This window comes from Enterococcus sp. C57 (genome assembly GCF_040887305.1).
GTDB lineage: Bacteria > Bacillota > Bacilli > Lactobacillales > Enterococcaceae > Enterococcus_B > Enterococcus_B hirae.
The window spans coordinates 14,655-39,430 of the sequence record NZ_JBFOFP010000001.1 but is presented as its reverse complement, the minus strand read 5'-3'; the positions used below and the strand labels follow the sequence as shown (position 1 = coordinate 39,430).

At 36.6% G+C, this 24,776-nt stretch carries 25 protein-coding genes, 1 tRNA gene and 1 other annotated feature; of the genes, 5 read left to right on the top strand and 21 right to left on the bottom strand.

Features of this window, described 5'->3' with window-relative positions; translation table 11 throughout:
• Nucleotides 1–12 precede the first annotated feature (12 nt).
• From AB5M32_RS00190 to AB5M32_RS00165, 6 genes are all read right to left on the bottom strand, one after another.
• Nucleotides 13–699: a methionine ABC transporter permease gene (locus tag AB5M32_RS00190; protein WP_010719980.1), complete on the bottom strand. Its 687-nt coding sequence runs from the start codon at nucleotides 697–699 to the stop codon at nucleotides 13–15.
• Nucleotides 692–1,726 (bottom strand): methionine ABC transporter ATP-binding protein, encoded by a 1,035-nt coding sequence (locus AB5M32_RS00185; RefSeq protein ID WP_063626597.1) that lies wholly within the window; start codon nucleotides 1,724–1,726, stop codon nucleotides 692–694. Before AB5M32_RS00185 ends, AB5M32_RS00190 begins: the two co-directional genes overlap by 8 nt.
• A 76-nt stretch (nucleotides 1,727–1,802) precedes the next feature.
• Nucleotides 1,803–2,072 (bottom strand) — a binding site (T-box leader).
• 88 nt (nucleotides 2,073–2,160) lie between these two features.
• On the bottom strand, nucleotides 2,161–2,499 hold the full coding sequence (locus tag AB5M32_RS00180) for a glycine cleavage system protein H (protein WP_034699629.1): 339 nt from the start codon (nucleotides 2,497–2,499) through the stop codon (nucleotides 2,161–2,163).
• A gap of 1 nt (nucleotide 2,500) precedes the next feature.
• The gene (locus AB5M32_RS00175; protein WP_010719983.1) at nucleotides 2,501–2,857 is read right to left on the bottom strand and encodes an arsenate reductase family protein; all 357 of its coding nucleotides are present in this window, start codon (nucleotides 2,855–2,857) and stop codon (nucleotides 2,501–2,503) included.
• A gap of 5 nt (nucleotides 2,858–2,862) precedes the next feature.
• Entirely contained in the window at nucleotides 2,863–4,059 is a 1,197-nt protein-coding gene (locus AB5M32_RS00170) for an FtsW/RodA/SpoVE family cell cycle protein (protein WP_010719984.1), read from the bottom strand.
• A 174-nt stretch (nucleotides 4,060–4,233) separates the two neighbouring features.
• The gene (locus AB5M32_RS00165) at nucleotides 4,234–5,052 is read right to left on the bottom strand and encodes a LysR family transcriptional regulator (protein ID WP_178286764.1); all 819 of its coding nucleotides are present in this window, start codon (nucleotides 5,050–5,052) and stop codon (nucleotides 4,234–4,236) included.
• Between the two features lie 318 nt (nucleotides 5,053–5,370).
• On the opposite strand from AB5M32_RS00165, the gene AB5M32_RS00160 reads away from it, so the two are divergent.
• Both AB5M32_RS00160 and AB5M32_RS00155 read left to right on the top strand, forming a co-directional pair.
• A complete protein-coding gene (locus tag AB5M32_RS00160) occupies nucleotides 5,371–6,333 on the top strand; it encodes a TDT family transporter (RefSeq protein WP_010719986.1) in 963 nt (320 codons plus the stop codon).
• Between the two features lie 200 nt (nucleotides 6,334–6,533).
• The gene (locus tag AB5M32_RS00155) at nucleotides 6,534–7,574 is read left to right on the top strand and encodes a YeiH family protein (RefSeq protein ID WP_034866233.1); all 1,041 of its coding nucleotides are present in this window, start codon (nucleotides 6,534–6,536) and stop codon (nucleotides 7,572–7,574) included.
• Nucleotides 7,575–7,718: 144 nt separating this feature from the next.
• Here the strand turns inward: AB5M32_RS00155 and AB5M32_RS00150 are convergent, their stop codons facing one another.
• Nucleotides 7,719–8,204 (bottom strand): methylated-DNA--[protein]-cysteine S-methyltransferase, encoded by a 486-nt coding sequence (locus AB5M32_RS00150; protein WP_025480241.1) that lies wholly within the window; start codon nucleotides 8,202–8,204, stop codon nucleotides 7,719–7,721.
• Between the two features lie 216 nt (nucleotides 8,205–8,420).
• Between AB5M32_RS00150 and AB5M32_RS00145 the strand changes: the two genes are divergently transcribed.
• A complete protein-coding gene (locus tag AB5M32_RS00145) occupies nucleotides 8,421–9,362 on the top strand; it encodes a glycosyltransferase family 2 protein (protein WP_034699620.1) in 942 nt (313 codons plus the stop codon).
• Nucleotides 9,363–9,589: 227 nt separating this feature from the next.
• Here the strand turns inward: AB5M32_RS00145 and AB5M32_RS00140 are convergent, their stop codons facing one another.
• The 3 genes from AB5M32_RS00140 to AB5M32_RS00130 all read right to left on the bottom strand — a co-directional run bounded on the left by AB5M32_RS00140 (nucleotide 9,590) and on the right by AB5M32_RS00130 (nucleotide 12,525).
• Nucleotides 9,590–11,071 (bottom strand): helix-turn-helix domain-containing protein, encoded by a 1,482-nt coding sequence (locus AB5M32_RS00140; protein WP_178286766.1) that lies wholly within the window; start codon nucleotides 11,069–11,071, stop codon nucleotides 9,590–9,592.
• 137 nt (nucleotides 11,072–11,208) lie between these two features.
• Nucleotides 11,209–11,604, bottom strand: a complete 396-nt coding sequence (locus AB5M32_RS00135) for a hypothetical protein (RefSeq protein ID WP_010719991.1) — start codon at nucleotides 11,602–11,604, stop codon at nucleotides 11,209–11,211.
• A gap of 848 nt (nucleotides 11,605–12,452) precedes the next feature.
• Nucleotides 12,453–12,525 (bottom strand) — tRNA-Thr (locus tag AB5M32_RS00130).
• Between the two features lie 119 nt (nucleotides 12,526–12,644).
• Here AB5M32_RS00130 and AB5M32_RS00125 point away from each other — a divergent pair.
• Nucleotides 12,645–12,887 (top strand): hypothetical protein, encoded by a 243-nt coding sequence (locus AB5M32_RS00125; RefSeq protein ID WP_010719992.1) that lies wholly within the window; start codon nucleotides 12,645–12,647, stop codon nucleotides 12,885–12,887.
• A gap of 392 nt (nucleotides 12,888–13,279) precedes the next feature.
• Here AB5M32_RS00125 and upp read toward each other — a convergent pair whose 3' ends face one another.
• The 7 genes from upp to AB5M32_RS00090 all read right to left on the bottom strand — a co-directional run bounded on the left by upp (nucleotide 13,280) and on the right by AB5M32_RS00090 (nucleotide 20,815).
• On the bottom strand, nucleotides 13,280–13,909 hold the full coding sequence (gene upp, locus AB5M32_RS00120) for a uracil phosphoribosyltransferase (RefSeq protein ID WP_010719993.1): 630 nt from the start codon (nucleotides 13,907–13,909) through the stop codon (nucleotides 13,280–13,282).
• Nucleotides 13,910–14,143: 234 nt separating this feature from the next.
• Nucleotides 14,144–15,091: an alpha/beta hydrolase gene (locus AB5M32_RS00115; RefSeq protein ID WP_178286768.1), complete on the bottom strand. Its 948-nt coding sequence runs from the start codon at nucleotides 15,089–15,091 to the stop codon at nucleotides 14,144–14,146.
• Between the two features lie 532 nt (nucleotides 15,092–15,623).
• The gene (gene glyA / locus AB5M32_RS00110; protein ID WP_034699610.1) at nucleotides 15,624–16,868 is read right to left on the bottom strand and encodes a serine hydroxymethyltransferase; all 1,245 of its coding nucleotides are present in this window, start codon (nucleotides 16,866–16,868) and stop codon (nucleotides 15,624–15,626) included.
• Between the two features lie 231 nt (nucleotides 16,869–17,099).
• Nucleotides 17,100–18,131: an L-threonylcarbamoyladenylate synthase gene (locus AB5M32_RS00105; protein WP_010738400.1), complete on the bottom strand. Its 1,032-nt coding sequence runs from the start codon at nucleotides 18,129–18,131 to the stop codon at nucleotides 17,100–17,102.
• Between the two features lie 191 nt (nucleotides 18,132–18,322).
• Nucleotides 18,323–19,162 (bottom strand): peptide chain release factor N(5)-glutamine methyltransferase, encoded by an 840-nt coding sequence (prmC, locus tag AB5M32_RS00100; RefSeq protein ID WP_178286770.1) that lies wholly within the window; start codon nucleotides 19,160–19,162, stop codon nucleotides 18,323–18,325.
• Nucleotides 19,155–20,228, bottom strand: coding sequence for a peptide chain release factor 1 (prfA, locus tag AB5M32_RS00095; protein WP_010719998.1), 1,074 nt, complete (start codon nucleotides 20,226–20,228; stop codon nucleotides 19,155–19,157). Before prfA ends, prmC begins: the two co-directional genes overlap by 8 nt.
• A 2-nt stretch (nucleotides 20,229–20,230) precedes the next feature.
• Nucleotides 20,231–20,815 carry a thymidine kinase gene (locus AB5M32_RS00090; protein ID WP_010719999.1) on the bottom strand — a complete coding sequence of 195 codons (585 nt, stop codon included), beginning with the start codon at nucleotides 20,813–20,815 and terminating at the stop codon, nucleotides 20,231–20,233.
• Between the two features lie 233 nt (nucleotides 20,816–21,048).
• Between AB5M32_RS00090 and AB5M32_RS00085 the strand changes: the two genes are divergently transcribed.
• Nucleotides 21,049–21,657: a class I SAM-dependent methyltransferase gene (locus AB5M32_RS00085; RefSeq protein ID WP_178286772.1), complete on the top strand. Its 609-nt coding sequence runs from the start codon at nucleotides 21,049–21,051 to the stop codon at nucleotides 21,655–21,657.
• 140 nt (nucleotides 21,658–21,797) lie between these two features.
• Here AB5M32_RS00085 and lepB read toward each other — a convergent pair whose 3' ends face one another.
• The 4 genes from lepB to AB5M32_RS00065 form a co-directional block, all read right to left on the bottom strand.
• The gene (gene lepB, locus AB5M32_RS00080; protein ID WP_010720001.1) at nucleotides 21,798–22,367 is read right to left on the bottom strand and encodes a signal peptidase I; all 570 of its coding nucleotides are present in this window, start codon (nucleotides 22,365–22,367) and stop codon (nucleotides 21,798–21,800) included.
• A 207-nt stretch (nucleotides 22,368–22,574) separates the two neighbouring features.
• Nucleotides 22,575–23,348 (bottom strand): DUF6681 family protein, encoded by a 774-nt coding sequence (locus AB5M32_RS00075; RefSeq protein WP_010720002.1) that lies wholly within the window; start codon nucleotides 23,346–23,348, stop codon nucleotides 22,575–22,577.
• Nucleotides 23,345–23,845 carry a hypothetical protein gene (locus AB5M32_RS00070; protein ID WP_025480242.1) on the bottom strand — a complete coding sequence of 167 codons (501 nt, stop codon included), beginning with the start codon at nucleotides 23,843–23,845 and terminating at the stop codon, nucleotides 23,345–23,347. Before AB5M32_RS00070 ends, AB5M32_RS00075 begins: the two co-directional genes overlap by 4 nt.
• 187 nt (nucleotides 23,846–24,032) lie before the next feature.
• Nucleotides 24,033–24,764, bottom strand: a complete 732-nt coding sequence (locus AB5M32_RS00065; protein WP_063626591.1) for an epoxyqueuosine reductase QueH — start codon at nucleotides 24,762–24,764, stop codon at nucleotides 24,033–24,035.
• Nucleotides 24,765–24,776: the final 12 nt, after the last annotated feature.

Genomic DNA, 24,776 nt, shown 5'->3' with positions numbered 1-24,776 from the left:
TCCTATTTCTTCTTATCTTTTATCTGTTTTCTTTGTTAAAAAGTCCCCGATTCCTTGAACAATAAATACAATGACTAGTATCACTAACGTTGCCACAAATGTCACGGTCAGATTACCACGTTGGTAACCTTCTTGCCAAGCAAGACCTCCCAAACCACCAGCTCCGATCGCACCCGCCATCGCAGTAAAGCCGATCATCGAAATGGTAGTAACTGTCAATCCGGAGATCAGTGCAGGCACGCTTTCTGGTATCAAGACTTTCCAAATGATTTCCCAGTAGCTGGCACCCATCGCATCCGCCGCTTCTAAAACTCCAGGACTAACTTCACGAAAAGCAATTTCAACTAGACGAGCATAAAATGGGGCAGCTGAAAGTACCAAGGCAGGAATAGCAGCTTGCGCCCCTAGCATGGTTCCGACGATTGCTTTCGTGAAAGGAATGATCAAGACCATCAAGATCATAAATGGTGTAGATCGAAAGATATTACTAATAATCGAAACAATGCCATAAATGATTCGTGCATAAGGTTTATTTTTCCGTCCAATCGAATACAGGATCAAACCTAGTACCAAACCAATGATGGTCACTAATACCATGGACACCAACGTCATATAAAGCGTATCGATGAATGCTTGTTTCATCGTTTCCATGTTGATTTGACTAAAATCTAAATACGTTTCTGCAAAGCTTTTATCCACGGTGGATCACCTCCACTCCAACACCTTGTTCTTTAATAAACCGCTCTGCTTGATCCAATTCGTTCTCTGACCCAGTCATCAGTGTCGTTAAGGAACCAAAAGAACCTTCTGCTGTTTGTTTGATTTTACCGTAAACGACATTGATGTCGACGTTATACTGACGAATGGCTTGAGAGATGACTGGCTCGTTAGCATTTTTTTCGTTGAACACTAATGTCACTAATCGACCTTTTGGATTTTCTTTGATCAATTCAGCCAATAATTCTTTTGAGTCTGCTTCTGGTTCGATATCTTGTTGCACGAAACGTTTTGTTACTTCTTGTTTTGGATTTTTGAAGACTGTCAAAACATCGCCTTCTTCCACAACTTTTCCTCGTTCCATCACAGCTACCTTGTTACAGATTTTACGAATCACGTTCATTTCGTGCGTGATCAATACGATCGTTAAATGTAATTTCTTATTGATAGCTAATAAAAGATCCAATACTTCTTCAGTGGTTTGTGGATCTAGCGCACTGGTTGCTTCGTCACAAAGTAAGATCTCAGGTTCATTTGCCAACGCTCGAGCTATCCCAACTCTTTGTTTTTGTCCTCCTGAAAGTTGAGAAGGATAGGCATTTCCTCTACCTTCTAATCCGACTAATCCAAGTAATTCTTCTGCCCGTTCTTTACGTTGAGCTTTAGGTACGCCTGCTAATTCTAATGGTAGTTGGATATTTTCTAAAACTGTCCGTGACCATAACAAATTGAAATGTTGGAAAATCATACCGATTTTTTTACGAAATGTTCTTAGGTCTTTATTTTTTAGTTTGGTAATTTCTTGGTCATTCACAACAACCGTTCCGCTAGTAGGTAGCTCTAATCCATTCAATAAACGGACAAGTGTACTTTTACCTGCTCCAGAATAGCCAACGATGCCGTAAATATCACCCTTTTCAACAGTTAATGAAACATCATTTACCGCTTGGATCGTTCCATTTTTACCACCAAATGTTTTCTCAACATTGGTTAATTGGATCAATGACATATCGCTCACATCTTTCTTTTATTTTTTACATGGAGATCAAGTAGGAAACAAAAAAGCTTCCGCCCCCTTGCTTTAGCAAAAGGACGAAAGCTGAAACTTCCGTGTTACCACCTTGATTTGCTGCTATCTCACAATAACAACCTTTACCAGTACTTGGGTCATCGTTCTTTCATCATAATCATGCCCGTATACCGTTGTGCTGTAACGGGCACCCCCGTAGTAAGTTTGCAAGGCTCACCTACTCTGCTCTAAGACCATCTTCCATCTCATTTCCGTTACCCTTTTTCAGCAATCAGGGCTCTCTTTGAACGTCTGTGACATGTACTCTTCTTTTCAAAGCTTTATTTATGATTGTTCTGATTATAGCAGTTGGAAAATAACGTGTCAACATTTTACCGGTTACTTCTTTAAAATTTTCTGAAAATTGCTAACTCTTATAATTTCTCAAATTCTGTTGGATCGACTTCTTTAAAGCTTAAAAGCCAAGCATTCATTTCATCTTGATCATTTAAGACATTGATATCTTCATTGATTTTTTCATTCACGGAAGAAACCGTACCGCTTAACGGGCTAGCAAATTCACTGACCGCTTTTTCAGCTTCCACTTCGATCAAAGGCTCCCCGCTTTGATAAGACTGACCAGCTTTTGGCAAATTGGCAAATGTGATATCACCTAATTCTTTTTGTGCTTCATTGGTTAAACCGACACAATATTCTTTCCCATTAAATAAGATCCAAAGGTTATCTTTTTTCTTCAAGTGTTTCCCAGCCATTTTATATCAATACTCCTTCGTATATTTTTTCATTAAAACCGATTGCGACGAGTTGTTTGCCTTTGACGATCAGGGGACGTTTGATCAACATCCCATCACTTGAAAGAATGCGACTAGCTTCATTGATCGAAAAATCAGCCACTTGGTCTTTTAGCCCCATTTCCCGATACTTCATGCCACTCGTATTGAACAGACGACGTAATGGAATCTCATTATGTTCCAACCAGTCTGTGATCATTTCTTCCGATGGTGGACTAGCAATCATATCAATTACTTGATAATCAACATGATGCGCATCCAACCAAGCTTTCGCTTTTTTGCAAGTGGAACATTTCGGATACCAATAAAAACGATACAACAGTGTTACCTCCTAGAAGTTTTCGCAGGTGCCTCATTTTGATACCTCATGGATAATATCAAACCGATACCGATCATATTTCCAAGGATCGATGACCCACCTTGACTGATGAATGGTAGGGGAATCCCTGTTAATGGTAAGAGTCCAATATTAGCACCAATATTTTCAAATACATGGAACAAGAGCATCATGATCAAGCCGCTGGCGATATAAGCATAAAATTCATTGTTCGTATCAAAGCAGACACGAATCATACGATAAATCAAAATAAAATACAAGAAGATGACGAATGCGCCACCGATAAACCCAAAATTCTCACCAATCACGGTGAAAATCATATCTGATTCACGAACAGGTACATAGATATTACTTACATTAAATCCTTTACCTAATAATCCACCAGTTCCTATTGCGAGCAACCCTTGTGCTGGCTGATAGCTCATCCCAGTCGTGTCATGGAATGGATCAAGCCAAGAATCGATACGAGCAAACTGGTAAGATTTAAACCCGATTTTATATAATAAATCTCTTCCGCCTTCTGTGGTAACTAAAAAGATCGTCCCAGCACCGACAATCACTGCCAAAGCAATTACGGGCACGATAATGCGCCAAGAGATACCAGACATTAAGAAAACTCCACCAAAAATTGCTAAGAATACCAGCATGGTCCCAAAATCATCTTGTGCCATAATCAAGGCTAAAACCGGGAGCGTCACAATCAACATCTTGGCGATCAACCAAAAATCTGATTTGAGCGTTCGTTCCTTCATCTGAGTATTATGTTTTGTCACGATCAACGCCATCATTAAAATATAAGCAATTTTCATTAACTCTGCTGGCTGAAACGTCAAGGAACCAAAACTAAACCAGTTTTTGGAACCGGTCGACTGGGCGAGGTTGCGGTCATAAAACTTTAACAAGAGTCCCATTACAATTAGACCAAAACCATAGAGATAAGGTGTTAATTTCCAGATCCATTTGGAATTCAAGTGCATAATCACGACAATAGCAATTGAGCCCACGATATACCAAATCGCTTGCATCCCAACACCTCTTACTACTGAAGGGTGGTTAGGATCATGACTCAGCGCGACATATAAAGAAAGCAATCCAATCAAACATAATAAGAAGACTGGTAATATGACGCCATAATCAATGCGATTATCACGATTATTATTAGAAGCTTTTATTTTTTTTTCCATGTTTCATCCCTTTTCTTAAAAACCATACTGTTCTATATTATAGCGGTCTAGCGGCATAATTGAAAGCCAAAGCAAATACATTTGGGAAAACTTAAAATTATTCTTATCTAATCATCTGCCTTGCTACTCTTCAGTTAGACCCATCATCGAGATAACAGATAACGTTCTGACGAATCATTTTTGATAGCGTTCATTATATTTCAAGATCTCTTTACCAATCGCTTGTAAATTCTCTGAAACTAAATTTGTTCGCTGGATCAAATAAAAATTTCGATGATACGCTAATTTCTCGGTTGGTACTTCTGATGGCACCGCACGTTTTGATAAAATCGAACGTCCCACTCCTTCCTTTAAAAGAGCGGCAATGACTTCGTTGCTTTTTACTAACAACTTTTTCCCATGGATATTTTTTTCTTCAAAATACCGTTGCGTATAATGAAAAACTCCAGAAGTTGTTTCTCGAACTAACCATAACTGACTGTCAGGATCCCCCGCAATCACTAGTTCATCCTCCATCAATGAAAACCTTTGAACACCAGAAGTTTCTAAAGGTTTTTCGATAAAACCAAAGTCAGCCTCGTGTTTTGCTACTTGTTCCAACGCATCATGAGAATTGGCATAGGCAATCACAAAATTAATTTTAGGATATTTCAAAAGCAAATCTTTCAACAATTTTGGTAACAGATAGACGGCAAAAGTATGAGAAGCAACGATTCGGCAAACTTCTTCTTCATTTTGTTCATCTAGTAATTGTTGTTGTGTTTCTTGCCACTCCTCTAATAAAACTAACGCTCGTTCGTAGAGTAAATCTGCTTGTTTTGTCGGCTTCATTTCTTTCCGACCATTTCGCTCAAAGAGAATTACTCCTAATTCTCTTTCCAGCTGTTTGATTTGATTTGAAACAGCAGGTTGAGATAAGAAAAGTAATTCGGCTGTTCGAGAAAAATTTCTTGTTTCGTATACGACACGAAAAGTTGTTAACAATTTCAGCATGCGATCACTTCCATAATTATTTATTATAGTAACTATATCAACTATTTGATTTAAATATATCATGAAATGACTATAATAGTAAATGTAACGCACAATATATGAGATTGAAAAGCAACGAATGTTTCGATCTCGCTCAGACATAAAAAGATCGTTACTTGTATTCTTAATGATCAGTCAGGGCTACCGATTTGTTTATTTCCCAATAAATAGTCATTCATAATTATTTATGCAACCTACTATCAACCTTTCCACCTGACTGATCATTTTGTTCTGAGCTTTAGACAACACACTCATCTTATGAAAAGGAGAATTCAATTAATGAAGAATTTTTTAAAACTTATTCCTGTCCCGATTTGTGGGCTCATTCTAGGTTTAGCTTCGCTAGGTAATCTGTTTAAAGAATATCATTGGATTCATCTAGGGAATATCATTGGTGGGATTAGTATGATTCTCATGATCCTAATGTTTAGCAAATTGTTCCTATTATTTGAACATACGAGACAAACATTACATGATCCAATCATTGCCTCGGTTTCACCGACTTTTACGATGTCATTAATGGTTATTTGTACTTACTTTGTACCATTTACGCACCTCTTACCAATCGTTCGGATCATCTGGCTTGGTGCTGTCCTGCTACAAGTGATTTTAGTTGTTTACTTTACTTACCATCATGTAATCAAAGCGGACTTATCACTGGAAGTCATTTATCCAAGTTGGTTCATTATTTATGTTGGTTTCGGGGTAATTACAGTAACTGCTGGAAACTTTTTCCCATTCATTGGCCAACTATTCTTTTGGCTATCTCTAGCTTGCTACGTTTTCTTATTGCCAATCATCATCCATCGGGTATTTTTCGTGAAAAACATGGCACATCCTACACTACCATTGATCACGATTGTAGCAGCTCCGGGATCTCTTTGTTTAACTGGCTATTTGAAAAACTTTGCGCAACCTTCCTTTTATTTAGTCGTTGCCTTATTTATCCTTTCGCAAACTTTATATTTTATCGTGCTGTCTCTTTTACCACGATTACTTAAACTACATTTTTATCCAAGCTACGCTGCTTTTACCTTTCCACTAGTTATTTCTGCAACTGCTATGTTTTGTGCTGTAAATTACTTTCATTCATTAGGGATCGCTACTGGCTTTTTAACGATCTTGAAACTGGTTGAATTAGTAATCGCTACTGGAATGGTGCTTTATGTATTAGGTCATTATATCCGCTTCTTGTTCAAAGAACATGGAAACACAAATAAATATGTCCCTAAAGAAATTTAATTAAGATGTTATTCTTCTGTCTTTTTCAAATTTAGAAAAAGGCAGAAGATTTTTTGCGTTTTTAAACTTTGTCAATCAAAACGAATAGTGCTACTATTATCAAGGATATTCTTGAGTTCAGAGTCGTCGTCCTCTAAATACGAGTACCCGTTTTTCAACTCTGAAACATGCGCACAGATAATGAAAGGAATTTTTAGAACATGAATCTACAAGTAACCATTAATCAATTTAAAAATCAAGGCTCACGAAGAATCTTACCTGGATTACTTCTTGCTTTTTCAGTAGCAGTCATGAGCAAACTTCTCGCATTGTTGCTCCCACAGCTTGGTGCTGCCACGATCGCCATTTTATTAGGGATCTTGTTAGGTAATACTTTTTTCAAACAACCTTCTTTAGCCATTGGAACAAAATTCGCTGAAAGCAAATTATTGGAATGCTCCGTTTTCTTATTGGGAGCAACGGTTACGGCTCAAACGATTGCTCAAATCGGCATTAAAGGGATTGCCTTCGTCTTGTTGCAAATGAGTGTGACGATCGTCGGTGCCTATTGGATCGGCAAAAAATTGTTGTTTAGTGATACAGCTTCCTTGATGATGGCAGGAGGAAATGCTGTTTGCGGTTCTTCGGCTATTGCAGCGATCGCTCCAGTGATCCATGCCGAAGAGGAAGAAAAAGGACAGATCATTACATTAGTGAATTTATTAGGAACGATCATGATGCTTTCTTTACCTTTTCTTGGCTTACACTTATATGGAGATCACTTAATTGAAAAAAGTGCCCTTTTAGGTGGAACACTTCAATCTGTGGGACAAGTAGTCGCTGGCGCCAGTTTGCTTGATGCTTCAGTTGTTCAATTTGCCATGCTCTTTAAAATTTTAAGGATCATGATGTTAGTTGCTGTTGTCTATTTATTTGAAAAATTTATCCAAAAAAAGACAGCTTCTGCTGAAACGATTTCGTCTGACAGTCCCAAGAAAAGAAGATTCCCATTACCATGGTATGTTTTAGGCTTTTTAGTTTTCTGCTTGCTCAACAGCCTATTTACGCTCCCAACTTTTATCGACAAAGGGGCTCACTTTATTAGTAATTGGTTTGAAATCACTGCTTTAGCCGCAATTGGTTTACGTTTAGATTTCGCTAAATTCATGAAAGAAGGACCTCGATTCTTATCTTATGGTCTAGCAGTTGGTTTACTGCAAACTGTTGCTGCGCTGCTATTCATTTGGTTAACAACACTATAACTACCGGATTCCACTGGTATAAGCGGTCTGCCTTTGTTGGCTTCATAAAATCCCCAGACTTAAAACCACCTCTTCGTCCCAAAATAGTCACTTCTATTTCAGGGCGAAGGGGTGGTTTTTAGGTCAAATAATTCCAGTTCTTTTTTATTCAGATAGTGCTTTTTCTAATACAAGTAGTTGACGTTTGATCAATAAGCCAGCTTCCGCATTTCCCATATAACCGGTTAATTGACCGTTTTGTCCAATCACTCGATGACATGGAATCACGATTGGTAATGGATTCATGCGATTCGCTTGTCCGATCGCTCGGACCGCTTTGGGATGATCAATGGTTTCTGCTATTTTTTTATATGTGCGTAGTTCTCCATAAGGAATCTCTTGCAATGCTTGCCAAACCTTTTGTTGAAAAATCGTGCCGGTGTTTATTGATAACGGAAGTTGAAAGTCCTGCCGGTTGCCCTCAAAGTACTCAGCCAATTGACGTTCTGTTTCAAGTAGGATTTCTTGTTTCTTTCCTTGATCCTGTGCACCATTTACCGCCATTTCTTCAATCGGATGAAACGAAACCTTCGTCAACCCATTCTGATCTGCATCTAACCATAGTTCTCCAATTGGCGTATTTATTTTCATTTTCATCGTCTAATCCTGAATGAACTAGACTTGCCCTCCTCTACCGTTCTACTATTTTATTTATCTTGTATTATTTTGGCTAAAAATGCAATTTAAAGTTTTATTAAGTGTCAGCTTAATGATAAACTAAAAATGATGATTACTTAAGTAACAGAAAATACAGTTTATTTACTATTCTGTTCGAACAAATAATATTTGCTTGAAAGGATTTATCATATGAAAATATCAATTGTTGTCCCTTGCTATAACGAAGAAAAGACTGTACCGCTTTTTTTCGATGAAGTAGAAAAATTCAAAGACGGACACGAGTTTGAATACTTGTTTATTGATGATGGCTCCTCAGATGGTACGCTACAAGCCATTAAAGCATTAGCGAGAAAATATGAATATGTGAGATTCGTTTCTTTTTCTCGAAATTTCGGAAAAGAAGCTGCCCTCTATGCGGGTTTACAAGCTTCGACTGGGGAGCTAATCACAGTTATGGATGTTGATTTACAAGATCCTCCAGAATTACTACCACTCATGATTGAAAAAATCACAACAACTGACATTGATTGCGTAGGAACGAGACGCTCAACAAGAGAAGGAGAACCAGTGATTCGGAGTTTCTTCGCTAAACGGTTCTATCAGTTGATCAATAAAATCAGTGACACAGAAATGGTAGATGGTGCAAGAGATTTCCGCTTGATGACTCGACAGATGGTTGATGCTGTTTTAGAGTTAACCGAGTACAATCGTTTTTCAAAAGGATTATTTAGTTGGGTCGGTTTCAAAACAGAATATCTTTCTTTTGAAAACCGTGAACGAGTGGCTGGTGAAACCTCTTGGTCCTTTTGGAAATTATTCAATTATTCGATTGATGGAATCGTCAATTTTTCAGATGCACCACTAACGATCGCCTCTTTCACTGGCGCTCTTTCTTGTATTGGTTCGGGAATTGCTATTTTATTTATCATTGCACGAGCATTATTATTTGGTGACCCGACAGCAGGCTGGCCTTCAATGGTATCGATCTTTTTATTTATCGGCGGCATCCAATTACTATGCCTAGGGATCATTGGCAAATACATTGGTAAAATTTTCCTTGAAACCAAACAACGCCCCGTTTATATCATACGTGAAACAGAACAAACCATCGTTTCTCGTGAAAAAGAATAAATCGTGAATACTGACCGTTGTGAGAATAGCTATTTCTATTTCGAGATTTTCTCCCTTCGTGCCCAAGGTTTTCTCTATAAAAAAACACCTGAAATGAGCGTTTGATTTCAGGTGTTTTTTTTATTTTTCTAGTTAGCAAATACATTACTTCTAAACATAACAATAACATTCCGATAAAGCTATTGAATGAATCTCTGTCACATTATAGGCAGGTAAAAGAAAAAAGACTAGCTGGTAGAGGAAACATTGGACGTTTCCTTTTGATTTACGACATTTTTTTCGCTGATGCATTGTTTAATTTGTTTAATTAGTTCTTGCCAATTATGATTGTTGGGCAATCGTTGCCATAAGATATGGGTACATTGAAGGTTTCCTAAATGAAAGTCAGAAATATAGATATCCGTTTTCGAAGAAATAACTTTTTCAATGACTATTTTTCCAGCTAAGGAATATTGGAGATGTTCTGCAATAAACTCTTCATACGCTTTTCCATAAGAAAAATCCAACGTAATATAAACAGCTTCTTCAACTGCTTCTAAGGGAAAATTTTCAATCAATTCCATCATATAATACATGTATAAATCTGCTTTTTCTTCTTCATTAAGTAAAATAGAACGAGCTGTTTCCATAATGGTTTCATTGACTTTCTGATCAAATAAAGGATATTCTTCTCTTAAAAATTGAAAATTATGGATATTTCCAAAACGATGATGGATATCGGGCATAAATAACAACCGTTCATGTATCGGTTGCACATTTTTCAATAACACTTTAAACAGACGTTGATCAACAAAAGTTGAATCAGCAATACCTTTTAGCATACTTGAATAATTATTGTTAAAAATTGACAGTGTCGGATCTAGTTCAGAAAAATCTAGACAAGACTTCTTATCAATGATCCGATTAACATATAAATAGGCATACAAGACTGAAGCTTCTTTTACTGCTACTGTATCTGATATTTGGTACTCTGTCTTTAATTTTCCTGCAAGTTTTTGAACCAATATTGAGGTCTGATCAACTTTGATCGTCAGATGTGCTTCATCTAAATACGCTTTTCTTTGAATCCGAAGCGCACTGATTGATAGAAATAAAGATAATTTATAACGTAAACTATTACGGATTCTAATTCTAAAAAATTGTTCGATCCAAAATACAAGCCGATCACTTTGGTTTTTTTGTTGCTCAGCAAAAGGGGAATCAATCCCATTCAAATTATGGAGAATGCCATACCCTACCGAGCGAATCTTCCATTCATTCCCTACTATCTTATTTTTCTTAATAATGAGATGATCTTTTTCTAACAATTTATTGATTCGTTTTTTATAAAGATATAAAGAAGAATTTGAAATGTAATGATCGGTCGTAAATTTATTAATCGGTCGGTTTGAAAACAGCAGGAAAATAAGCAGCTGATAAGTTAGCGAACTATTTAAATAGTGCTGACGTAATTTAAGAATGTTCTCATCACAAATAAAAGAATATACTTGAATAACGCCCCGCTTTACGACAAAAAAATCATTTAAGCATAATTTCTGTTCTAGCTCCATTTTCAACTCATGAATTAATTTACTTAATTTAAATTTAGATATACCTGTTTTCTGCGCTAAAAAAGAGATTTCTACTCTTTCACCAAGTTTTGTCTGAATAAGTTCCAGAAGTTTAATTTTCATTTTTGAGTTTTCATCTAGCAACTGAACGATATCCATTTCGCCATTCCTTTCCCTAATTACTTCCAGTAGATGAATTCAATACACTAGAAGTATGTTAATTATTCAGTTTTGCTCTTTTTCCAAAAGACCTGATAGTCTTCAAGAGCATTGAATCTTATTCCAAACATTTCGAATCAGAGGCTAGAAAGGTTCTTTTCGTTCGTTTTTGACAAACTTCGTTGTTTTATTTGTTGCTGTGTAGTTGGTTTTATTTGTTGTTTTATTTGCTGATGAACTTGATAAACGATCTGTTTTACTTCATTTTTATTTATATTTTGAGTTTCAACAAGCTCTTTATTTTGAAGTTGACTAGGAATTTTAGGCGCTTCATTTATCGTTATTTTATGGTAAACATAAGTAACTGGTTGATACTGATCATTCAATGCATCCATACGCTCATCTGAAAACTTGCTCTCATCCAAAAGATTTCTTTCAAGTGTCGCTGCGTAAGCAAATGTTGTCCCGTTAGTAAGAACCTGACCAACAACTAACCCCATCACCAATACCTGATAAATTTTTTTCTTTTTCATTTTTCCCTCCTAATTTAAAATAAATTCAAATATATAATTAGAATAGAGTGTTTTTTATTGAATAAACACCAATTTTTTCCGTTTTTTTCTATTTTTTTCACTTTTAAAATAAAAAATAATAGTATTATGAAGGTTTGCTGATGTTTGCATATAAATATGAAAAATAAATAACTAATTTCAAGTGAATTTTTTTTGATCGTCAAATTTCTTCAACTTTTAAATCAGAAGGTCATGAAGCAAGATCATACAGACCATCGTTTATTTCAATATAAAAATACAACTACAGAACTAGTTCGCTATCATTAATAACGACAAATAAATAACCAATAAAAAAATCGGTATAACATTTTAAAAATTAGTAATCTATATTTACAGTAAAAAAAAAGGCGACTTAGATAGCAAAAAAAGGAATAATGTGCCAAATAATTGACTTGATTTAAGAAAAAAAATCATTTCCTATCCGCTTTTTTCCTATCCATAATTTTACATTTATTAGAAATCCCACTTAGTTTTTTTATAAAAAAGAACGAAACCTCTAGTTGTGCCAAACTCCTTTATTTTTCAACAGTTTTATGATTCCATCTGTTTTAGCACTTGACGGCTGTCATTTGTTCAACAAAAAAACATCAAAACTAGTAGAATCTACTAATTTTGATGTTTAAAAATTGGTTGAAGAACCAGATCTTGATGCTTCTTCTCAGTTATTGAATAGTAAAACAGATCCAGAATAGACATCACCGTATCCGCTATTTTTAATGATGGTCCTTCCTCTACTTTTCAAATTCCTTACGAAAAAAAGCAACGATCTCAAAATAAAAAATCTGTGAGATCATTGCTTTTATAAATGATGCCAGCTATAGGGATCGAACCTACGACCTACGCGTTACGAGTGCGTTGCTCTACCAACTGAGCTAAGCTGGCGTTTCCATATGAAATTATATACGTATTTTAAAAATTTGTAAAGGCACAAGTGTAAATTTCGTTCTATTTCATGATTTTTTTCATAAAACGTGGTATAATTGATATGAAAGGCAGGTTTTATGAAAATGGCAACGTTTGGAAAATTTGATACAACTATCGTACCGTCAGAATTTGGGGAAAAATTTACGATCGACACTCACGTGACATTTATGATTCATGGAACACCGCAAACTGGAACAATTTCAAAACAACTGAAAAACTCGGCTGTGGTTGAAATTGACAAAACAGATGAAAATGCCAATTTAATGACGCAAAGCAAAGGTGTAATCATCATCAATTACAAAGAATTGAAGAAAATTTAACACTGACCATCTCTGCGTTTTTTGGGATGGTTTTTTTATTTGAAAAATTTCATCAACTATCTAGGATTACTTATTCCATTCATGGGATCATAAACGTGCCTATTGTTCTCTCTAACTAAAAAACAGTTTTTTTCTCACAGCAATAAAGACTTATGAGATGTCAAAAACTATCCTCTATTCTTTTGCTGTTCCTCTTGTTCACTTAAGATTCCGCAAGACTCCATCCGTTTTTTCAAATTCCGTATATTCTTTGATCCATCTTCTTGCAGCTATTCTTTGAATAAACTACTTTCTATCAAAACCATGATAAATTACTAGAATTAATAACAAACAAAAAACCATAATAGAATAAGAAATCCTACTATGGTTTGGTGCCTTAGCGTTTATTATTTTTATTTCGTACCAAATAAACGGTCCCCTGCATCGCCTAGACCTGGAACGATGTAGCCGTGTTCATTCAATTTTTCATCTAATGCAGCTGTGTAGATGTCAATATCTGGATGTGCTTCTTGTAAAGCTTTTACACCCTCTGGAGCAGCTACTAGACAAACAAATTTGATATTTGAAGCGCCACGTTCTTTTAATGCATCGATCGCCATGATCGCTGAGCCACCTGTCGCTAACATTGGGTCAACAACAAATAATTGTCGTGCATCGATATCTTCAGGTAATTTTACGAAATATTCATGAGGTTCAAATGTTTCTTCGTCACGGTATAACCCGATATGTCCGACTTTCGCAGCTGGGATCAATTCTAAAATACCGTCAACCATCCCAATACCTGCTCGTAGAATCGGAATGATCGCTACTTTTTTACCAGATAACGTTTTTTGAGTTGTTTCTGTAATCGGTGTTTCGATTACGATATCTTCTAATGGCATGTCACGTGATACTTCATATGCCATCAACATAGCAATTTCGTCGACAACCTCACGGAAAACTTTTGTTCCACAGTCTTTGTCACGAATAATAGTTAGTTTATGTTGGATCAATGGATGGTCGATTACTTGGAATTTGCCCATTTTTCTGGTCTCCTTTGTTCTGTCGTTTCTTTTTAATTGTAAAACAAAAAGACCCAATTGACTAGTCAAACCAACAACTTTTCAAAAGAAAATAAAATAAATAAAACAACAGTAATCAAAAATAAAAAAAAGCAGTAAAAAATAACAAAAAAGCTTTGAACAATGAATTTTTTTGTTATTTTTACTGTCTTTTAGTCAGATTAATATTACATATATCTGGTTATATAAATAGGATCATCGATCCTGCTGTAACCACTGAGTCGCTAAAAGCATCGCTGCTCTGGTAGCATCGGTTTGGTCCAATGAATTGACCATCACAAAATCGTGGATCATCCCTTGAAAACGAACCTGGGTGACTGCCACACCTGCATCACGTAACTTCCGAGCATAAGCTTCTCCTTCGTCTCTTAAAACATCCGCTTCACCAGTTAAAATCAAAGCTGGTGGTAAGTCTGCCAACTCTTCAGAAGTCGCTCGTAATGGTGATGCTGTGATTTCTGAGCGCTCTGAATCATCAGTTGTATATTGGTCCCAAAACCATTTCATTCCTTCTTTTGTTAAAAAATAGTTTTCGGCAAATTCTTGATAAGAATCAGTAGTGAAATTGGCATCCGTCACCGGATAAAACAAAAGTTGTTTTTGGATGGGCACCCCTTGGCGTTCTTTGGTTAAAATAGTCATTACAGTTGCCATATTACCTCCAACTGAATCGCCCGCTACCGCTAATTCAGATAAATCTAACCCTTTTGATTCCGCTAGTTCACTTAGCTTTTGTAAGACTGCATAGCTTTGTTCGATCGCTGTTGGATATTTTGCTTCCGGCGAGCGGCTGTACTCTGGAAAAACGACGACCGAGTTCGTGCGAACGGCTAATTCACGAATCAACTTGTCATGAGTTTGTGCGCTACCAAAAACCCAACCAGCTCCATGAATATAGAAAATCACTGGTAATTTATCAGTATTTCCTTCTGGACGGACAAAACGAACGTTGATGGACCCCCATTGACCAGTATCAACCGTTAAATCTTCAATGTCGACTGGTAGTTTATCAACGGGCGATTCTTGGACTTTTTCTAATAGCGCTCGTCCTTCTTCAGGTGGTAATTCGTAGATTCTTGGGTGGGGAGCATTTGCATCACTAAATTCGATTGCTGCTTTTTCTAATGAGATTCGTTCGGTCATCATGGTTCCTCCCTAGATTATAATAAAAAGCCAAATTACACCTCATATACTAGTGAGCCCCAATGAAAAAGTCAAAAAATCAGTTTGTTTGTTTTCTCTCAAACTCAGTAAACATAAGCATTCCCCATACTTCCCCCAGTACCTGCGTCTTAGTTTATCCAATCATTAAAACAAAACCTCAACACTTCCACACCTAATCCATCTCAATCCTATATCTCAGCCTATTTTAAATAGATCTCACCAATGTATTCGTGCTGCATCGATAGAAGAACACTTTTGCCTAAATAAAACTAAAACACCCAAAAGAAGCGATTCCAACAACTTTCCCTTGAAAAAGTATCTACACACAATAAGCCATTTCAAAAAATAATCCAAAGAATTCCAAAAACAGGAGAAGCGATTTTGGATTCTTCGGATTATTTTTAATACACAGTAAATTTCAGCAAACTAAGAATTTTGGAACAGTTGCTTTTTTATGTCTGCTGATGGTACTTCTTGCGTTAAGCGACTCGTTTTGTAGTGATTATTCCTTTTATTTATTATATAAAGGATATTTTTCAGTCAATTCACGCACACCAGCTTTGACTTCAGCTAATTCGGCTTCATTCTCTTTGGCTTGTAAAGCTTTGACGATCAATTCCGCCACCTTCGCAGCATCTTCTTCTTTGAAGCCTCTTGTAGTAATTGCTGGAGTACCGATACGGATACCGCTAGTCTTGAACGGGCTAAGTGTTTCAAATGGAATTGAATTTTTGTTAACCGTAATATTCACACTATCTAAAATACTTTCGGCTTCTTTCCCGTTTAACTCTAATCCACGGACATCGATTAAAACTAAATGATTATCCGTTGCGCCAGAGACCACTCTTGTACCGATTGCTTGATTGAAGACTTTTGCCATCGCTTTGGCATTAGCAATAATCTGTTCACTGTATTCTTTAAATTCAGGTGTCAATGCTTCTTTGAATGCTGCTGCTTTCCCTGCAATGACATGCTCTAGTGGTCCACCTTGGATGCCAGGGAAAACTGCACTATTGATTTTTTTCGCTAATTCTTCATTATTGGTCAAAATCATACCACCACGTGGTCCACGTAATGTTTTATGAGTGGTTGTCGTAGTAATGTCCGCATAAGGGATTGGACTTGGATGGACACCAGCTGCAACTAAGCCAGCGATATGTGCCATATCAACCATTAATTTCGCACCAACTTCATCAGCGATTTCTCTAAATTTTTCAAAATCAATGATTCTACCATAGGCACTTGCTCCGGCAACGATCAATTTTGGTTGATGTTTTCTAGCTAAAATCCGCACAACATTGTAATCAATGACTTCTGTTGTTGGATCAACACCATAGGCTACAAAATGGTACGTTTTTCCACTAAAGTTCACAGGAGAACCATGAGTCAAATGTCCACCTGCTGAAAGATCCATCCCTAAAATCGTGTCACCAGGTTCTACTAAAGCAAGATATGCTGCCGTGTTCGCTTGTGAACCAGAATGAGGTTGAACATTGACAAATTTTGCACCGAATAATTCTTTTGCACGATCAATCGCTAAACTTTCGACGATATCGACAAATTCACAGCCACCATAATAACGATGCCCAGGGTAACCTTCTGCATATTTATTTGTCAAGATACTTCCTTGAGCCGCCATCACTGCTTCAGAGACAAAATTTTCGGAAGCGATAAGTTCCAAATTATTTTCTTGTCTTTCTTCTTCTTTTGCGATTGCTGCCCATAAATCTGGGTCAAACGTTTTGTAGTCTACCACACACAACAGCTCCTTCTTATTGTTTACTAAGAAATCATGAATCAACTAGCAATCTATGCACGATCAGCTAAAATCCTTAACTGGTCATTCAGATCGCTGTAAAAAGCTATATCTCACGAATGATTGCTGATTCTTTCTCTTTTGAACATGATCTCTCAGTTTTATTCAAATTTATTCAAGTAGAGTTTACTTTATTGCATTGTATCATAATAAAGTATGGGTACAAGCTACCTACGTTCTTTTTTCAAAATATTTTTGTCCCGCTGATTTTTTTAAGCGATTCATATAAGCATTTCCCAGACCTTCTTCTGGAAATACTGCAACAAAGATCATATCAAGTCCAAGGTTCTTCTCATCTAACCCACGTAATCCTGCAAATAATCCTTTCGTAGCGGCTTCTACTGAATCATCAAAATACATGTAGACTGCTGCTACATCAAAACGAACAGCTTCAGCAATTTTAGGACCTGCAATTACTCCAACACGCAAATGTTCTTCTTTCGCCCATTTTACAGCGGCTTCCCAATCATTTTCTTGGACCATCATGACTTGCGTATCAGGCGAATAGTGCTTATATTTCATTCCTGGTGATTTAGGTGTTTCAGTACTTTGGACTAAATGACGATCAACGGCTACCTTTCCACCGATCACTTTTTCAAGCTGTTCTTTGGTCACCGCTCCTGGACGTAAAATCATGGGTTCACGATCCGGATCACTGAGATCGATCACGGTTGATTCCACACCAATTCGGGTTGCACCATCATCAATGATCCCATTGATTTTTCCTTTTAAATCATGGTAGACATGTTCCGCAGTCGTTGGACTAGGTTTTCCCGAAGTATTCGCACTAGGACCAACAATTGGTATACCAGCTAATTGGATGACTTCAAGTGTTTTTTTGTTATCTGGCATACGAAAAGCAGCTGTGGATAACCCACCTGTTACAATAGGTGGTAAAGACCCTTTTTTGATCTCAAAAATAAGTGTTAAGGGACCTGGCCAGAAATGATTGACGATTTTTTCCGTTAAAGGATGAAAGTTATCCACAAATTGTTTTACTTGCTCAAACGATGAAACATGGACAATCAAAGGATTATCTTGTGGACGACCTTTGACCGAAAACACTTCGGTTACCGCTTCAGGCAAAAGTGCATTAGCGCCTAGTCCATAGACAGTTTCAGTTGGAAAAGCAACGAGTTCGCCACTTTTTAATGCTTGTGCTGCTTCTGATAATTGTTCTTCATGATAATAGTTTGTTTCCACAGTCTATCCACACCCTCATTTTTCAATATGCTTGATTTATTCTACTTTATCCTCATGTTATCAACAGAGTGTTGATAACTATTTTGTCAATAGTGGATAAGTATGTTGATAAGTCAATAACTCGTTTTCATCCTTGTAAAATCAATGTTTTTTTATGATAAAAAAACATAAAAAATATTTTTCATCCACAATCAGCTCATCACAGAAACTATTCGTTCATTTCCAAATAAATCTTTATGAATACTTACTTGTTTATTGGGGAATGCCGTTTGAAAGATTTGTTTCACGATCTCCCCTTGGCTAAATCCTATTTCCAAAAATAGTTTTCCCTCTGGTTTCAAACATTGTTTTGCTTCTTTTGCTATTTTTTTATAGATGGCTAATCCTTCATCTTCGGCAAATAATGCCATTTTAGGTTCAAATGTCCGAACACTTTCATCCATCAATTCCCATTCATCGAAACGAATATACGGCGGGTTGGAAATAATGACGTCAAAGGTTTGATCACTGACCGGTGCTAGTGTATCTCCATGATAAAAATGGATCGCCAGTCCAGCTTGTTGCGCATTCTCTTTCGCTACTGAAAGAGCTGCTGGAGATAAGTCCACAGCCGAAACGTCCCAGTTCTTTCTTTCAGCTTTTAAACTGATCGCAATTGCCCCTGTTCCTGTTCCAATATCTATGACCTTCAAGTTTTGTTCTGACGTTTCTTGCAAACATCGTTCAACTAATTCTTCTGTTTCCGGTCTAGGGATCAAAGTGTCCTGTGTCACTTTTAGGCGGTGACCATAAAAGTCAGCATATCCCAACAAATATTGAGGCGGATAATTGTTCATCAAATGCTCCAGATCTTGTTCGATCATCTGTTGATCTTCGCTAGAAATGGGCTCATTCATCTGCAACAACCAATCAAGTTTTTGCCAGCCTTTACGTTCAAGAAAAAGAAATTGGATACTATGACCTTCTTTTCCATGATCTTCTAAAAAAGAAGAAGCCCGTGATAGGACTTCTAAATACGTGGTCTTACCCATTTTGCATTTCTTCCAATTTTGATGTTTGGTCATACATGATCAACGCATCCACGATCTCATCCATTTTTCCAGCAAGGATTTGATCTAATTTTTGGATAGTTAAACCAATACGATGGTCAGTCACACGGTTTTGCGGGAAATTATACGTACGGATCCGCTCAGAGCGATCACCCGTTCCAACGGCTGATTTACGGTTTGCATCGTATTCACTTTGTGCTTCTTGTTGAATTTTATCATAGACACGGGCACGTAAAATCTTCATGGCTTTTTCACGGTTTTTCAGCTGTGAACGTTCATCTTGCATTGCTACCACAATTCCAGTAGGTAAATGAGTTAGACGAACTGCCGATGCTGTTTTATTGACGTGCTGACCGCCAGCCCCTGATGCATGATAGATATCTGTTCTGATATCTTTATCTTCAATATCGATTTCTACTTCTTCTGCTTCTGGCATGACCACAACGGTTGCTGTTGATGTGTGGATTCGTCCTTGTGATTCTGTAGATGGCACTCGTTGTACACGATGCGCACCACTTTCATATTTTAATTTTGAATAGACATTTTCTCCAGAGATCATCATGATGACTTCTTTATAGCCACCGATACCAGTAATACTTGCCTCCATCACTTCCGTTTTCCAACCTTGTGATTCTGCATATTTCTGATACATGTTGAATAAGTCACCAGCAAATAACGCTGCTTCATCTCCACCTGCTGCCCCGCGGATTTCCATGATGATGTTTTTATCATCGTTCGGGTCCTTTGGTAGTAATAAGATTTTGATTTTTTCTTCTAATTCTTCTTTTTCTTTTTTCAAATCAGATAATTCTTCTTTGGCCATTTCAGCCATTTCATCATCCAACTTTTCACCTAACAGCTCTTCTGTATCTTTGATCCCTTGGACGACATCTTTGTAACGACGGTAGACATCAACAGTTTCACGAGTGTTTGCTTCTTCTTTTGACAATTGCATAAAACGTTTCGTATCTGAAATTACTTCTGGATCGCTTAATAGCTCGCCCAGTTCTTCATAACGGTCTTCAATTGCTTGTAATTGATCGTACATCTTTATTCTCCTTCTGTCATAATTGATGGTTCAAAATAGTGTTTCCGACAAACGGGGTAATAGGCTTCATTTCCACCAATTTGTACCTGATCCCCCTCGTAAACTGGTTGACCATCGATATAATGTAAATTCATGATTGCTTTCTTATGGCAGAACCAACAGATCGTTTTCATCTCTTCGATTTTGTCTGCATAAAGCAATAGATATTTTGATCCTTCAAATAACTCATTTCTAAAATCATTCTTCAAACCAAATGCCATCACCGGAATGTTTAATTCATCAACAATTTTCGTAAACGCAATTACGTGTTTTTTCTTTAAAAATTGCGCCTCGTCGATCAATATACAATATGGCTTATCCTCCATTTGAAAAATGACATCAAAGACATCTGTTTCTTCAAAAATCGGCGTGGCTTCTCTTTTTAACCCAATACGACTAGAGACAACACCAACACCATCTCTGGTATCGATCCCACTTGTCATCAAGACAACTGGTTTATTCTGTTCTTCATAATTATGTGCGACTTTTAAGATCTCAATTGTCTTGCCGCTATTCATTGCGCCATACTTAAAAAATAGTTGTGCCATTTACTTGCTCACCTTCCAGTTTGTTCCTATGGTATTATACTTGATTTTCATTATTTTTTACAGTGAGAATTTTTCATCTGGTAAAAACGTTACTTTAGATTAAAACACTCATACATTTAAAACAATAGCTGCGTGTCTTTCAATTCTTCAAGATCAACTAGTGGTTTGGGAAAACAGATTTTTTTGCTATACTTAATAAAATTCATCTAACTTATGAAGTCAGGAGTGACCTTATGTCAGAAATCTTCAATCAAATCGCAAACCATTATGATACTCCCGAAAGAAAAGCACTAGCAAAAATTATTCAAGACGAACTAATTTCTCAACTACCTTCTTCCACCAAAGAACTGACTTTTATGGATTATGGCGGAGGTACCGGTTTGGTTTCGTTATCTTTAGCTGACCGATTCAAGCAACTTCTTCTAGTTGATTCCTCTGATGCGATGCTAACAATTGCTGAAGACAAAATTAAGACTAGCGGATTAACAAACGTCTCTTCGGTAACGTTCGATGCCACAACCGAATCTATCGATCAAAAAATCGATCAAAAAGTAGATCTTATTTTGATGTCATTAGTCCTACTGCATATTCCTAACACACGTTTGATCTTAGAAAAACTCTACCACATGCTTACGCCAAACGGTCAACTTTTGATCATTGATTTTGATCACAATGATGCGATCAACCATCCAAAAGTCCATAATGGGTTTGACCATGAAGCACTTATGGCTCTACTTGAACAAATTGGGTTTCATTCCACGAATATCTACACTTTTCACTCTGGTAAAAATTTATTCATGAACCAAGATGCTTCTTTGTTTTTTGCTAGCGGAAAAAAATAAAAAATAAGCCACAAAATCCTTAAAATAGGAAAGACTATTTCGGATTCTGTGGCTTATTTTCTGGGCTAGACAACTTGGTCATGACCACTGTTGCCTACATTTTTGCTCATGCTCTTTCTGATACCTACTCAGAAAGAGACTTAAAAGATTTTGATTTCGTTCAAAGGCCAGTAACGGAAAACTACTTTTCCTTGAATCATGTCTGCATCCACCAAACCAAATATTCGGCTATCTTTAGAGATCAAACGATTATCTCCTAAAACTAAATATTTTCCTTTGGGCACGACATATTCAAAATCACTTGTGAAATGCTGCGAATTTTCAGCCTGTGCTTGGAAAGCTTCACTGTAAGAATATTCATTCTGCAATTTATCTTTCGCAAAATCTTTTTTAAACTCATTTAAATAAGACTCATTATATTTTTTACCATTAATCGTCAATTGATCATTTTCCATTTTCACGGTATCGCCCGGCATGCCAATGATTCGTTTAACGATCATTCGTTCTTCATCTCCAGGTTCTTTCGTCGTGATAATATCAAAGCGTTCATACTTTGAGATTTTCGACGAGATCAATCGTTGACCATCACTCAACGTCGGATCCATTGAATGTCCATTAACGGTAACTGGCGTAAATACATAGACCCGAGCTAATAAAATAGCTGCTAGTACTACGATCAAAATACCCCAATTTTTAAAAAATTCTTTCACAACATACCTCCCGCTTTACTTTTGTTTTCTCTTCGTATTATTCAATTGATTTTTTTATTGTTCTTTTTTATTTTACCTTTTTTAGAAAGTAAAGGAAAGAATAAGAATACATCACGTATAACTCTATTTTTTTCTTTTATTATTCAAAGGGAGATTCTGTCATTTTTCATCCACAATTTTCCAACCTGTCTTGATCAACGTGATCCATTAACTTCGTGAATGCTTTCTTCGTTGACTTCTACTGTAAACCATTGCTTCATTTTCTGGTTGTTCTTTTTTCACGATAAGTTTTAAACGATAAGGCTCATGATACCTTAAGCCTTCTTTGACGAAGTCACCACCTACAATAAACAACCCAACTGGTTCGAGCTTTTCATCCGCCGAATCCATAAGAATCGTTCCAACAGGGGCTAAATCCGAGTAGCTGCGCCCAATACTCAACTGATATTCTTTTTCTGCTACTTTTTTAACGTAATAATAAGGATAAAGTGTGTTACGATCCACAAGATAGCCATCCATTCTTCCTAGATCATTTGTTTTAATCTCACCATTCCCGATTAAATAACGCATGTTTTCAGCTAATCGCAATTGATAATCTTCATCATAAGAAACACTGACTTCTTTCGTGTTCACTTTGTCGATTGCACCGCTATTCAGCATCGCTTCTTCTGTTTGAATATTGAATGCTTCTTCCGGTAAATATTTGACAAACAATTGTGTCACATCCGCTTTGGTATTCTTATCCAGAAAGTAATAAAACACATTCAAAATGATAAAATACACTAACACTAAAAAGCCGATTCCATACAAGAAAAATTGTAAGTAATTTTGGTTTTGCCAAAGTCCATAAATAATCCGTAAAAGATACATCGTTGGGATCACACTTAAAATCGTATAGCCTCGATTTAAATATTTAGGACTAATATCTAAATAACCTAAAAACTTATGCACGCTATTGATAATATCTAATAAAATTGTCATTGTGAATCACCTGCTTGCTGATTATACACTTGCTTCCCATCTGTATTTTGGGTTGGCGTTACATTTTTCACGGTAGCCTCTCCACTATCTTGTCCTTCAGTACTTGGTGTCGTATTACTTGGTACTGTTGACGAACTTGAGCTTGGTTCTGTATGATTTCCTCCATTGATCGCATTCGTATCACTGGTTTCGGATGAACTGCTTCCTTGCTTGTCAGACTTTTCTTTCGAACTACTTGGTTGCTCTGTAGAATACGTATTTTCATTGGTTGAACTCGTATTTTCTTCCCATGTGCTCGATGAATCATTCGTCTGATCCAGTGTTGTCGACGTTTCATTAGATGTGGTCTCTGGTGTTGATGTTGGTGTTGTTTCTTCCACCGAACTTGAACTAGGGGTACGATAACTTGAGCTGTTGACAACACCGGTCGCAGTAGCAACGATTGTTGAAATAGTTAAGACTGCTATTGGTTTCAAAATAGGTGCTACTTTTCGCATCATATCTCTTCCTTTATGTTTTATTTTTCATCACTATTATTTTTTATGCTTGGTCTAAAATTCATTTTTCCACCAAACTGAATATTCATTTTCAATCGAATCAATCGCTTTTATTTTGACACTTAATTATACTTAACATAAATTTCTTATTTTTTTCTTACGTTTTCTTGAAAATTTTATAATAGAGCTAATTAATTGAAATTTTTGAACTTGCTAAATAATCCTTTGCTTCTTGGTTTATTTTCTTTAAATCACAACCTTGCTGTTTAGCTGCAAAGACACAGCCACAGTAACACTGACGAAAAATGTCATACTCTTTACACATCTGGATCGATCGCTCATATCCTTTATTTTTCTTAAAATCACTTGGTAAGTAATGAGTTCCATAAATTTTTTGGATATCCATCCCGATTTGGTTGATCAGAGCAGCATTTTTCTTGGGTGAGATCGTTAATGCACTCCCAAAATAATCATAACCAAGTTCTTGGGCTTTTTGTGCTACCAGGTCTAAACGCATATTAAAACAGGCACTACATCTTGCGCCACCTTCTTTTTCTTCCGTAAGGCCTTGCGTAATGACCATTTTATTAAACTCGCTGGGGCGGTAATCATCAACGATCAGCTGAACATGATGATTGGTTTGCTCGTTAAACTGATCAACAAATCGCTTTTGTTCATGGAGTCTTCTTAAATATTCATTTTTAGGATGGATATTAGAATTTGAAAAAAATAAAGTAACCTCTGCAAATTGGCACATAAATTCTAACGTATGTGTGCTGCAAGGAGCACAACAAGTATGGATTAATATTTTGGGTCGAGTTTCTTCTTGTTGCCATTGTTGGATCATTTTTTGTAGTACTCGATCATAATTTATTTTCTGGTTTTTCATTTTTTCAACAATTACCTTTGCATCAATCATTGGGAGACCTCG

What these genes read in the sequence shown, in the direction of transcription:
- prfA (WP_010719998.1), bottom strand. Translation starts at nt 20,228, where the DNA reads ATGTACGATCAATTACAAGCAATTGAAGACCGTTATGAAGAACTGGGC.
- AB5M32_RS00115 (WP_178286768.1), bottom strand. Translation starts at nt 15,091, where the DNA reads ATGACCGAACGAATCTCATTAGAAAAAGCAGCAATCGAATTTAGTGAT.
- AB5M32_RS00070 (WP_025480242.1), bottom strand. Translation starts at nt 23,845, where the DNA reads ATGCGAAAAGTAGCACCTATTTTGAAACCAATAGCAGTCTTAACTATT.
- AB5M32_RS00075 (WP_010720002.1), bottom strand. Translation starts at nt 23,348, where the DNA reads ATGACAATTTTATTAGATATTATCAATAGCGTGCATAAGTTTTTAGGT.
- AB5M32_RS00135 (WP_010719991.1), bottom strand. Translation starts at nt 11,604, where the DNA reads ATGAAAAAGAAAAAAATTTATCAGGTATTGGTGATGGGGTTAGTTGTT.
- AB5M32_RS00170 (WP_010719984.1), bottom strand. Translation starts at nt 4,059, where the DNA reads ATGGAAAAAAAAATAAAAGCTTCTAATAATAATCGTGATAATCGCATT.
- AB5M32_RS00145 (WP_034699620.1), top strand. Translation starts at nt 8,421, where the DNA reads ATGAAAATATCAATTGTTGTCCCTTGCTATAACGAAGAAAAGACTGTA.
- AB5M32_RS00155 (WP_034866233.1), top strand. Translation starts at nt 6,534, where the DNA reads ATGAATCTACAAGTAACCATTAATCAATTTAAAAATCAAGGCTCACGA.
- AB5M32_RS00140 (WP_178286766.1), bottom strand. Translation starts at nt 11,071, where the DNA reads ATGGATATCGTTCAGTTGCTAGATGAAAACTCAAAAATGAAAATTAAA.
- AB5M32_RS00125 (WP_010719992.1), top strand. Translation starts at nt 12,645, where the DNA reads ATGAAAATGGCAACGTTTGGAAAATTTGATACAACTATCGTACCGTCA.
- upp (WP_010719993.1), bottom strand. Translation starts at nt 13,909, where the DNA reads ATGGGCAAATTCCAAGTAATCGACCATCCATTGATCCAACATAAACTA.
- AB5M32_RS00090 (WP_010719999.1), bottom strand. Translation starts at nt 20,815, where the DNA reads ATGGCACAACTATTTTTTAAGTATGGCGCAATGAATAGCGGCAAGACA.
- AB5M32_RS00180 (WP_034699629.1), bottom strand. Translation starts at nt 2,499, where the DNA reads ATGGCTGGGAAACACTTGAAGAAAAAAGATAACCTTTGGATCTTATTT.
- prmC (WP_178286770.1), bottom strand. Translation starts at nt 19,162, where the DNA reads ATGGGTAAGACCACGTATTTAGAAGTCCTATCACGGGCTTCTTCTTTT.
- AB5M32_RS00065 (WP_063626591.1), bottom strand. Translation starts at nt 24,764, where the DNA reads ATGATTGATGCAAAGGTAATTGTTGAAAAAATGAAAAACCAGAAAATA.
- AB5M32_RS00165 (WP_178286764.1), bottom strand. Translation starts at nt 5,052, where the DNA reads ATGCTGAAATTGTTAACAACTTTTCGTGTCGTATACGAAACAAGAAAT.
- AB5M32_RS00160 (WP_010719986.1), top strand. Translation starts at nt 5,371, where the DNA reads ATGAAGAATTTTTTAAAACTTATTCCTGTCCCGATTTGTGGGCTCATT.
- AB5M32_RS00085 (WP_178286772.1), top strand. Translation starts at nt 21,049, where the DNA reads ATGTCAGAAATCTTCAATCAAATCGCAAACCATTATGATACTCCCGAA.
- AB5M32_RS00185 (WP_063626597.1), bottom strand. Translation starts at nt 1,726, where the DNA reads ATGTCATTGATCCAATTAACCAATGTTGAGAAAACATTTGGTGGTAAA.
- AB5M32_RS00150 (WP_025480241.1), bottom strand. Translation starts at nt 8,204, where the DNA reads ATGAAAATAAATACGCCAATTGGAGAACTATGGTTAGATGCAGATCAG.